This window comes from Paenibacillus sp. CAU 1782, from assembly GCF_054551715.1.
In genome coordinates, this window is sequence record NZ_JBTOLL010000021.1 from 78,978 (window position 1) to 89,899 (window position 10,922).

Below are 10,922 nucleotides of genomic sequence, written 5' to 3' on the forward strand. Positions count from 1 at the left end.
ATAAGAAGCTTCATTCGTTAATCCAATTTGTCTATTAAATATAAAGATTGCCCTTTAATTTCGGGAAGCAGATTACGCGTGCCGTTTGGTGTAAATTGGAGCGCTTTGATAGCTACGCGGTCGCCGATGACACCTGTTGTGAGCAGCAGCGTGTTTTTATCGCTCATTCTAACGTTTTCTTTGGGAAGTACAGCATATTTTGTAGGGCTGAAGGTAGAGCGGTCAGCAAGATTTTTTATGTAATCAATGGTTGTATAGACCTCTAAAGCACCTTTCGCCAGACGTTCGCGCTGATCGTAGGTGGCTTGCGGAATTCCGTCTTCGCTATAAATTATGTTATAGTATCCCTCGCCAATGCCATTCCAAACAGCATTCAGGATATTGTTTTTGTTAGCAGCTATTTCGTTTTTGGTTTGCGTGTAGACTAACAAATAAGCATTTTTTTGCTTGGCGAGCGGGATGTCCTTTTTATAGCCTTGCGGCGTGTAGTACAGCTCGTTAAGCGGATATTCGATTTTACTCCGATATGGGCTTTTGGGGTCATCCAAATCAATCACATAATAGCCCGTTATCTTTCCTATGTACCAAGGTGATTCGAAACGGAACTTAGTGGTATCGACCTTGTTGGCGTTGTATATGCCAAGGAAATGGGGCCATACGCTAAACAGGTTGGTTTGGTGCCAATAGACCTCTGCTTTTTGGAGCGCATAGTGGTCTACGGGCAGGCTTTCCCCTTTATTGAATGCCAAGATCCGTTGGATGACGACAACAGCTTGTGCCCGCGTCGTGATGCCGTTTGGCGAAACCTCGCCGTTTCCTGTACCGTGAATGAGGCCGCGGCGCACCGCTTCGAACAAGTCCTGCTTGGCATCGGTATTCAGGCTATTAAAATAAGGGTTGATCAGCGTATTGACGGTTGGTCCCGCGTTCAGCAACGCACTGAAAAAATTGTCGGCCCGCGTGAGCGCGTCATTAATAAGCGCTTGTCGCGGGTTAACGCAATCATGTTCCGCAATATACCAATCCTCGGCATCGACGCTGCAATAGCTTTTTCCATTCGCCAGATTTTCAGCCTCGTATTCCTCGACGCGGGCATCGCGCCATGTGCGCAAAGCATCCCGGGTTTGCCGGGGTTTGTCGTAAACGCTGAGATCCACATTCATCGTGGGTTCTTTTTTTAGCTTGGCCAGGTCCGCATCGATGGAAGGGAACATTGCCTTGATCCGCTGGACGCTATGTGTGGTTTGAATGAGCTCCCTGTAAAGAAGCTCCCGGCTTTGAGGAGTGGTAGCCCTGACAAGCGTCGCCGCCATCTCCAATCGCGTTAGCGCCTTGGAGGGATTGGTATAGTCGTTATCGTAAAGCTTGGCTTCCCGAACAGCCGCTTCATAAGGAGCGAACCATCCCGAGCCTTGATCGGCTTCGCCTACCGGAAGCTGCATGGCCTTTGCCAGCATGGTCAAAAACGCTTGGCCGGTGACCTGCTGGTCGGGACGAAAGGTCCCGTCCACATAACCCTCCACATAACCTGATGCAATCGCGGACCGGACAACACTTTCGGACCAGTGGCCGTGTAAATCCGATAATTCAATCCTGCCCTGCGTGCCGGATTCTACAGGAGCTGTGCTTGACTCTTCATTCCTGCCGCTATTAGAAACAGAGCCGACCGTTTCACTTGCTGCCATTGTCAGATCGCCAAGCGGCTGTAAAAACAGGGAGAGAGATAACAGTGGCGCCAAACAAAGCGCCAGCTTTTTTGATCTGCTGCTAAGTAACAATAACTTCACCTCTTTATTGAGATCAATGCTTATTTTGGAACATTTTACGCATTGAGGATTATTGTAGCATAGATCAGGGGGCCTGGTTATTTCTATTTGATTCGTCGGGTTTTTTAACTTGTTCGCGCAAAGATAGACGCCAGGAAAGAAAATCGACAAAAGGGCTGCCCCGCCGTAATTCGGCAATGGACAACCCCTTGTTTTTGTTGCTGATTCACTTCTAAATACTCCCTCTATACGCTCGTTACATGATCCTCGCATTCCTCGGAGCAAAAACCGTGATGCGATTCCTCGCAGTCCGGACATACAATGTGCTGCTTGTGGCAGGTATCGTCGGCGCAGTTGATATACGTTTCTGCAGCCGATCCGCAGTGATGGCACTTGCCAACGACAACAGCTTCGTCCGTACGGTTGATGGGAACCGAAATGCGTTCGTCAAAGACGTAGCATTTGCCGTCGAACAGCTTGCCTTGCACTTCCTCGTCTTTGCCGTAAGTGACAATGCCTCCGTCTAGTTGGTATACATCCGTAAAGCCTTCGCTCAGCATGACGCCGGTCAGCTTCTCGCAGCGGATGCCGCCGGTGCAATAGGTCAGGATCGGCTTGTCCTTCAAATCCGCCATGTTCTCGCGCAGCCATTCCGGAAATTCCTTGAACGTTTTGAGATCGGGCCTGATTGCATTGCGGAAGTGGCCCAGATCGTATTCGTAATCGCTGCGGCCGTCAAGCACGATAACGTCTTCCCTCTGCAAGTAGTCGTGGAACTCTTTTGGAGACAGGTGCGTGCCCGTCAGCGTGTTTGGATCAAGCGGCTTGTCATAGCGCAGCGTAACCAGCTCTTTTTTGTAACGAACAAAAATCTTTCTGAAGGCATGACCTTCAGCGTCGTCGATTTTGAAAACCATGTCTTTAAAAAGCGGGTTGGCTTTCAAATCGTTCATGTATTGCTCTGTTTGCTGGAACGTTCCGGAAAGGGTGCCGTTGATGCCTTCGTCGGCAATCAGAATACGTCCCTTTACGCCAAGCTCCTTGCAGTAAGTCAAATGATCGGTTGCGAATTGCTCCGCTTCGGGGATAGCAACAAATTTATAATACAACAGGATACGGTAGTTGGTGGAGTCGCTCATTTCGATATTCCTTTCTTTTACCCAAAGGTTATTACCTTACCTATTGTAATCCACTGTGCGGATGATCACAACAGTTCTGCATTACTCCGGTCGCTTTTTGGAAGGGATGGTATAATGAAAATAGAATAATTTGGGATTTGGAGGAAGGGGATGGGCAGTGGTCTTGATTTATCGTAAAATAATAGCGGCTTCGTTAGCCGCGACGCTACATAGCATTGTACTTGGCTTTTTATTTCCGAATCTGTTTGGAGACGTGCCGGAATCCGGTTTGCTATGGAGCTTTGTTACATCAACGCCGGTGTACATGTCTTATGTTTTCCCGGCAATGTTTACCTATGGGATTTTGACTTCGTTATTAAGTGATAAAGCGGGGAGCTGGGTAGCCCAAAAAAGCGGCGATCCCAAAATGGAGTTGATGATATCCGGTTCGATGCATCTTGTGTTTGGTCTTATTTTGTTATGGTATAGCCTGCCTGGAGCTGTTCTCTACTTCCTCATCGACCGGCAAATGCGATTGAAATCACGCTCGAAAATATCGGGCTCTGCCGCCGCATTAAGCCTGTTGTTCCCCTTGTTGACTTTTGTTATTTTTATCGTGATCACATCCATCGGCACCAATTAGTATGAAATTGTGAAATAGAAAAACAGAAAAACAGAATAATATAAAATGAAAAACCAGAAGCAGCCGCTTGCACAAGCGGCTGCTGGTTTTGTTTTCTGACAGCTTTGATATTGCTCACTTATTTTCTGTTCTGCTGTAGTCCAGCTTACCCGAGGTCTGAATCCATTAGTCGGAAACGGTGAAGCGGCCGCGGAGGACGGTTGGTGTTTCGATTTCGTCCAAAATGGCAACGGCCAATGTTCCGCTGGTTGTGTGGGATTCGCCGTCCGCTGCTGTCAGCAGATGATCCTTGCCGATTACCGGCGTGTTGCTTTCGCCTTCAAGGAAATGGGCGGAAGGGGAAACGCCTACCCAATTTACATTTTCTACGTTGCGAAGAAACTCCAGCTGCTTGAATTGGTTAACCGGGATGGAAATCCACGGTGCGGCTTCCGGCAAGCTTTTCAGCGTTTCGACGAAAGGACGTTCATTGGCGTCAAGCAGGCTGCCGGCTCCCAAAATAAAGAACAGACGGGGCTGCTCCGTTTCGCGGAATTGGGCAATCAGCTTGGCGGTCAGATCGACATGCAAGTAAGCTTTTGAAGGTTCAGTGGCAAAAGCATTGACAACAACATCAAATTCGGCAAAATCCGCATGCTGCAAGTCAAAAGCGTCTTTGACCAGCAAGCTGGCGTCGTTGCCCAATGCGTCTTTGGCGCGTTCCTCGTTGCGTACGATTGCTGTAGCTTCATGTCCGCGTTGTACGGCTTCCTTATAGATGGCGCGTCCTGCTGTTCCTGCTGCTCCGATAATAGCTATTTTCATGATAAACTCTCCCTTTGATTTGTTTTATTCATTCACCGGCATTGCTTTCCAAACGAGATGGCTGTCTACGATTTGTTTGTCCATATTACTTGGCATGGTGTTCATCCCAATTCGGCATAATCGTTAATTAATGGAGCATGACCCGTCGCTGCAGCCGTCCGCACCATCGCTGTTTCCGGGGTTGTTCAACACCTGCAGAGGCCGAGATTCGCTCCAGGCTTTCTCCAGCGTTTGCAGAAACGCTCCACTGGATTGAGCGCCGGATACGGCATATTTGCGGTCAAAAACGAAAAACGGAACTCCGGTAACGCCCAGGCGGCGCGCTTCCTCTTCATCCGCTCTAACTTGCGCCGCATACTCCTCGCCCGCGAGCACCTTTTCAACCTCGTCGCGCTCTAGGCCGATTTTCACTCCAAGCTCAACAAGCGTTTCTTTATCCCCAAGAAGGAGGGAGTCGGTAAAATAAGCCTGGAAGAGAGCATGCGTCACTTCGTTCATCTTGCCTTGTTTTGCCGCATATTGCGACAGGCGGTGAGCATCAAATGTGTTTGTCAGCTGCAGGGTGTCGAATTGAAAATTCAATCCAACCTCCTTGGCTTGGGCTCCCAGATTATTGTTCATGGAAATGGCTTGCTCGCGGCTCATGCCGTATTTGGACGACAACATATCGTGAACGTCGTGATCGACTTTTTGTGGAGCATTTGGATCAAGCTCGAAGCTTTTGTAGACGACCTCGACATCATCCCTGTTTGGAAATTTCTGGAGCGCCGTTTCCAGGCGTTCTTTGCCAATGTAACAGAAAGGGCAGGCATAATCGGACCAGATTTCTACTTTCATAGTGAAAAGCTCCTTTCGAGTAAAGGTTCAGGGCAGTTGATGTAATGATGATTGTTACAACGGCAATAAAAAAAAGAGGTGATTTTTATTTGTTTATTTGTTCAGAAAGGTCAAATACAACATCGCTCATGGTGATCCCTTCAAGAATACTTTCCATGCCTTGTTGGGCTTTTCTGACAATGACATCCAATACGGTCTGTATGTTTGCTCCGATTGGACAATTTGGATTTGGTTCGTCGTGAATATGGAAAAGCTCTCCTTCATCCACCACTTCAACGGAGCGATAGACGTCTAACAAGGTGATGTCCTCCAGCTCCTTCAGCAGAAAAGCTCCGCCAGCTCCCGCCCGGACATTAACCAATCCCGACTTTTTCAAATAGCCCAGTATTCTTCTAATTATCACCGGATTCGTTCCTACGCTGTCCGCAAACCATTCCGATGTGGAATGAGCGTCTCTTTCGCTGGCCAGCAAAGAAAGAATATGGACCGCGATGGAGAATCTGCTGCTAATTTTCATTACGTAACGCCTCCTGATGTAACTATTATAGTTACGACGGTGGGGGAATGTCAAGGGGAAGGAGCTTCTTTGGAAACGATATGGGAAAGGAGAAGAGGAAAGGACTGCTGTCCTCTCCATATCTCCAACGTTATTAATGGCTTTCGTTGGAAATTTTATCCAATGGAGCCGCAAGCAAAGCTTTCAGCAACTCCTCCTGGCCCGCATCCATACCGAGGAAAACGGCGGCGTAATGAATGCCATTTTGTTCCCAAAGGTAATAGGTTTGTGATTTGGTTTCAATATTCCCATCAGCATCTTTAAAATGGCCGTCTTCATAAATCGGACCGTGATAAACAAAATGGGGGTCCGTATAAACGCCAATGCCGAAACCGTCCAATTTCAGATTGCGCTGAAAAATAAGCTTGCCGGGATCAAACGGGGCCGACTTGCTTTGATAAAAATTCAATTCATCGTTCAGGGCGAAGCCTTGGTTCACCATTGTGACGCGGTAGGCGTTTCGTAAGGCATCCGATTCGACTTTATAGGCGTAATTGGGATGCCAGTCCACGGATCTCTGCAAGCCGGCGTCAAACAATGTCAGGGGTGAATCAGGCAGCTGAAACGGGAATTTTACATCAAAGCCAAGAATCTCACCCGCCTCCGCCAGATCGGTTTCGTTATAGAGCAAAAACGATTGTTGTTCCCCGTCATAGCGCGCTTGCTTGAGCTGTTCCGGCAGAACAAAGGAACGAACCATTTTCTCCATTTCCTCTTCAGGTATGTTCCTTCTGTAGAAGGGTTCTCCGGTTTTCATATCATGGTTTTCACTGTAATACTGCAGGGCGTACCAAACTCCCTCATCCTGCCACATAAAGCTTTTGGCAATCTCCGGCTCATGTTTCTCGAAGGATTGCGTTTCCACAAGCTCAATGCCTTGAACGCCGCCGACAGTCGCCGTTTTCTGCTTAAAGGTGGATTCATAAGCTTTTCCCCAGGAATACGGAGCAAGGGCGTAGGTTCCGACAAGCAGCTCGTTTCTGTCGAGCGGATTGCCCTCGGCTATAACCAGTTCAATGATTCGCTCGTTCTCCATGCCGAAATTTTGGGCAAAAGTGAAGGTTAACACATCGTTGTTTCCATCCAGATAACCCTCATTCAAACCAATATTTCGAAGCCCGTAGCCTTCAGGCAAATAGTCCGGCACTTTAAAGGCTAAATCCGCGAATACATTCGCTCTCTCCAGGCTCGAAAAATATTTGTACGAGTTGATTGGCCTTATAAGCTCAAAAGAAGATATGCTTTGCGCTTTGACGGAATTGCCGCTTTGAATCTGCAGCGGGTTTGTCAGCAATACGGCGCCGATAACCAATGCCGATAGGACGGAAATGACCGTCAGCCGGTTTGCGCCTTTTTTGAATTGCGATATCATGGCTATTCTCTCTTTCAATTCGTTTTTATTGTTGAAGAAAGGGGACATGTTGACTTTTGGCGCAGCATTGCGGGCAAGCAGCCGCGACAGCATCAGCAGCGTCATGCCGTAAGGCGTCGCCTCGCGTTCTCCCAATGCCTCAAGCGAGCTTGCATCGCAAGCTGTCTCGCGGTCGCTAGACGCTTTTTTGACGGCTAACCATACAAGCGGGTTATACCAATGCAGAATCGCTGCCAGCATCCAAAGCTGATTTCGCCATAAATCCTTGCGTTTGTAATGAATGAGCTCATGCGTGAAAATATGATAAAGCTGTCTGGAGTCGGCGATTGCGGCAATGTCCTTGGGAATATAGATTTCTGGCTTCAATACGCCATATAGGAAAGGACTGCGAATACGTTCGATCTCATAAACAGGGATGGCTTTGGTTATGCCGAGTTCTTTTCTGGCGGCCTCAAAAACGGCTTTTATTATTGCGCCAGCAGGCTCGCGGCGGCGAAGCAGCCGCTTGCGGAACCCGAGATGGATTAATAGATAATAGCTGCTCAGAATGAGCATACCGCCAAGCCAAATCCACCCCGCAGCTTTAAGCCAGGAAAAAGGCTTGTGATTATTATCATAACTGCCGTTCAAAGCGTCCAATACAGAGCCTGGAAAAGCGGATCGATCCATGTCAGCAGTGGCGAATTGTGCTTGCGACGCATTTTCCGGAAGCGCATGGCCTATCGCAGCGTCGGCTGTATTTTGTTCCTTGCCGGTGGAGGGTGCTGATGTAGAAGCCGGCTGCAGGATGGATGCCTGCGTTTCCCGTTGCCATTGGGAAATCGGCTCTGGAAGCAGGTTGAGCACGCTGACGGGGCTTTCCGGCGCTAAGGGAACCAGCAGCTTGATCAGCGCCAGCATCCATAACAGCTGCAGGGCTTTTGGACTTGGCCGTTTCCAGAGACGTTTCCGTATCAAAAAAATGAGGGCCAGAATGAGTGCGGCCGATAATGAAGAGCTTAAAAAGCCGGCAAAAAGAATGTCGGGAGTGATCATAGGTTTTTCTTCCGCTCCAGCAGCTCGCGGAGCTCTTCGATTTCAGCTTCGGAAAGCGGCGCTTCCTGAATAAACTGGGCGCAAAGCGCTCCGACGGCTCCATTGTAGACCCTGTCCAGAAAAGTTCGATTTTCCATTTTTAAGTATTGTTCATGAGTGATCAGGGGATAATACAGATAGTTTCTGCCCGCCTTCTGAAAGGCGATCGCTTTTTTCGTATGCAAACGGTTCAGAAACGTTTTGATGGTTTGCTGCGTCCATTGCATGTCCTGCGATAAACGGGAAATGATATCGCCCGCGGATAGCGGCTGCTCTTGCCACAGCAGCTTCATCACTTCGCTTTCGGCTTCAGTAATTCGGGGGTTCTCACTCATAAAAGCCAGTTCTCCTTTCAATGTTTACGTATGTAAACGATAACGATAGTTTACAATTGTAAATGATGTGCGTCAACTGCTAAATTGAGCCAGGAAGTATTTTTTTCAGCCTTTATAGCCCTGGCGGAGCATTGCGGTTTTAAATAGGGGGATTGCTTAATTGTGATAAAAAGACGAACGAAATCGTTTTCAAAAGTGTTTAAAATGTGAAAACGCTACAGAAACGAATAATCTTTCGCAAAAGCGGGAAATCATTCGTAAAAATCATTGACAAGCTGGCGCTCCTGTATTTAGAATGAATAACGGAAAACAACAAAAGCATAACCCTTTTCGTATAATCTCAAGAATCGGCTTGAGAGTCTCTACTGGATCACCGTAAATGATCAGGCTACGAGAAGAGTGGAACGGCATTTAAGCTTGCTGCCTCGCGCGGCGCTGTTCCCCTTTTTGCAGAGCCTGCCGGAATGCTTGATCGCGTTCACGACAGGTTTCTTTGTTTGTTCCAACACAATTTTGGGAGGGTATTATCAAAATGGAACGTTTCTTTCGCTTGAAGGAACTCGGAACAAATGTCAGAACTGAAATTATGGCGGGACTGACGACTTTCATGACGATGGCTTACATATTGGCCGTCAATCCAATGATCCTGGAATCTGCTGGAATGAATTGGACGGGAGTTTTCCTGGCTACGGCTTTGGCCGCGGGTATTTTCACAATTGCAATGGGCTTGTTTATTAACTTCCCTGTGGCGCTGGCGCCGGGCATGGGTCTTAACGCTTATTTTGCTTCCGTTATTTTGGCTTCGGCCGCAACGGACACTCCGATTTCTCCGGCAATGGGCCTGACGGCTGTATTTATTTCCGGTATTATCTTTATCATTCTGACGTTGACTCAAGTGCGCCAGATGTTGATTACGGCTGTTCCTGACAGCCTCAAGCATGCGATTACCGTTGGTATCGGTTTGTTTATTACCATTATTGGTCTGAAAAACAGCGGTTTGATGACCATTGTTGTAGATAGCTTCACGGATATCGGCAAAGGATCGTTTACGCCTGTGACTGCAAATGAAACGGTTATCCAGCTTGGCAGCTTTCATGACGGCACGGTTGTATTTACATGCATCGCGCTTTTCCTGATCGCCATCCTGATGGTGCTTCGTGTTCCTGGCGCTATCCTGTTCGGTATTTTGGGCACTACGGTTCTTGCGCTCATTACGGGCCACGTAGACATTTCTACGGCGCTTCAAGATAAAACGTGGATTCCTGATTTTACAACAATGCATGTTGCGGATTTTGACTTTGTTGGCGTATTCGAGGTTGGTTTGGTTACGGTGATCCTGACCTTTACGTTTGTTGAGCTGTTTGATACATTCGGCACGCTGGTTGGTACGGCTAACCGTGCCGGAATGATGAAAAATCCTTCCGAAGGCAAGAAAAAAATCGGCAAAGCGATGCTGGTAGACGCGGTTGGCGTCAGCGGCGGCGCGTTGCTTGGCACAAGTACGGTTACCGCTTATGTTGAAAGCTCGGCGGGTATCGCTCAAGGCGGACGTACCGGTCTGACGGCTGTAACAACCGGCGTTTGCTTCCTGCTTGCGATTTTCCTGTCGCCGCTGATCGCTCTGGTTCCGGGCTCCGCTACTGCGGCAGCACTGATCATTGTAGGCGTGCTGATGATGCAATCCGTTAAGGAAATCGACTTCTCCGATATGGTGTACGCCATTCCGTCGTTCCTTACATTTGTCATGATGCCGTTTTCGTACAGCATCGCCAACGGTATTTCCTTCGGTATCGTTTCCTACGTGGTTTTGGCCGCCGTCGGCAACCTTGCCAAAAAGGGCAAATACCAAATTCACTGGCTTATGTGGATTTTGGCGGTTCTGATCATCGCCCGTTATGTACTTATGGGCGGGGAATAACGAACGATAACCATTATGTTTGATAGATTGAGGCTGCGCCGTTCAGGCGCGGCCCTTTTTTATTTTCAACGGGCGCTCGTTGTTGCGGGAAAGCATTGGCGGATTTGAGCGCCGGTATGTGAAACCGCAGGTATGTGAAAGCGCCGGTATGTGAAAGCGCCGGTATGTGAAAGCGCCGGTATGTGAAAGCGCCGGTATGTGAGACCGCCGGAATGTGAGACCGCCGGTATGTGACCAAGCACTGCGTGCCGCAATGGCATCGTGTGCGGGGAGGCGCATGCATTGCAGCTAATCTATAGAAAAAGGTTTGAAGTCGTTAAAAAGTTCAGCCTTGCCGGTATGCTGATACTCTAATGGACAAAAAAGGCCGTTAAAAGCACTAGCCATGCAAATAACCTGACGTTACCAGCAACAAATATTACGAGATTGCTTTTTTAATCATTTGTTCAATATATTTACAGTCCGTTTTGTGGCTTAGATTCAAAAAGAAGAATGTCTG

General features: G+C 48.2%; 9 protein-coding genes and 1 riboswitch. Of the genes, 2 read left to right on the forward strand and 7 right to left on the reverse strand.

The window, feature by feature from the left end:
• Nucleotides 1–17: 17 nt before the first annotated feature.
• Both ACX93W_RS24650 and trhO read right to left on the reverse strand, forming a co-directional pair.
• Nucleotides 18–1,778 (reverse strand): S-layer homology domain-containing protein, encoded by a 1,761-nt coding sequence (locus ACX93W_RS24650; RefSeq protein ID WP_459395028.1) that lies wholly within the window; start codon nt 1,776–1,778, stop codon nt 18–20.
• Nucleotides 1,779–2,011: 233 nt separating this feature from the next.
• Nucleotides 2,012–2,905: an oxygen-dependent tRNA uridine(34) hydroxylase TrhO gene (gene trhO, locus ACX93W_RS24655; RefSeq protein WP_459395029.1), complete on the reverse strand. Its 894-nt coding sequence runs from the start codon at nt 2,903–2,905 to the stop codon at nt 2,012–2,014.
• A gap of 157 nt (nt 2,906–3,062) precedes the next feature.
• Between trhO and ACX93W_RS24660 the strand changes: the two genes are divergently transcribed.
• A complete protein-coding gene (locus ACX93W_RS24660) occupies nt 3,063–3,527 on the forward strand; it encodes a hypothetical protein (protein ID WP_459395030.1) in 465 nt (154 codons plus the stop codon).
• Nucleotides 3,528–3,692: 165 nt separating this feature from the next.
• Here ACX93W_RS24660 and ACX93W_RS24665 read toward each other — a convergent pair whose 3' ends face one another.
• The 5 genes from ACX93W_RS24665 to ACX93W_RS24685 all read right to left on the reverse strand — a co-directional run bounded on the left by ACX93W_RS24665 (nt 3,693) and on the right by ACX93W_RS24685 (nt 8,505).
• The gene (locus ACX93W_RS24665) at nt 3,693–4,331 is read right to left on the reverse strand and encodes an NAD(P)-dependent oxidoreductase (protein ID WP_459395031.1); all 639 of its coding nucleotides are present in this window, start codon (nt 4,329–4,331) and stop codon (nt 3,693–3,695) included.
• A 123-nt stretch (nt 4,332–4,454) separates the two neighbouring features.
• Nucleotides 4,455–5,168: a DsbA family oxidoreductase gene (locus ACX93W_RS24670; protein WP_459395032.1), complete on the reverse strand. Its 714-nt coding sequence runs from the start codon at nt 5,166–5,168 to the stop codon at nt 4,455–4,457.
• A gap of 85 nt (nt 5,169–5,253) precedes the next feature.
• On the reverse strand, nt 5,254–5,685 hold the full coding sequence (locus tag ACX93W_RS24675) for an Rrf2 family transcriptional regulator (RefSeq protein ID WP_459395033.1): 432 nt from the start codon (nt 5,683–5,685) through the stop codon (nt 5,254–5,256).
• Nucleotides 5,686–5,818: 133 nt separating this feature from the next.
• Nucleotides 5,819–8,131, reverse strand: coding sequence for a M56 family metallopeptidase (locus ACX93W_RS24680; protein ID WP_459395034.1), 2,313 nt, complete (start codon nt 8,129–8,131; stop codon nt 5,819–5,821).
• Nucleotides 8,128–8,505, reverse strand: a complete 378-nt coding sequence (locus ACX93W_RS24685; RefSeq protein WP_459395035.1) for a BlaI/MecI/CopY family transcriptional regulator — start codon at nt 8,503–8,505, stop codon at nt 8,128–8,130. Before ACX93W_RS24685 ends, ACX93W_RS24680 begins: the two co-directional genes overlap by 4 nt.
• A gap of 310 nt (nt 8,506–8,815) precedes the next feature.
• A riboswitch (purine riboswitch) is annotated at nt 8,816–8,916 on the forward strand.
• Nucleotides 8,917–9,037: 121 nt separating this feature from the next.
• Here ACX93W_RS24685 and ACX93W_RS24690 point away from each other — a divergent pair.
• Nucleotides 9,038–10,423 (forward strand): NCS2 family permease, encoded by a 1,386-nt coding sequence (locus ACX93W_RS24690; protein ID WP_459395036.1) that lies wholly within the window; start codon nt 9,038–9,040, stop codon nt 10,421–10,423.
• The last annotated feature ends 499 nt before the right edge of the window (nt 10,424–10,922 follow it).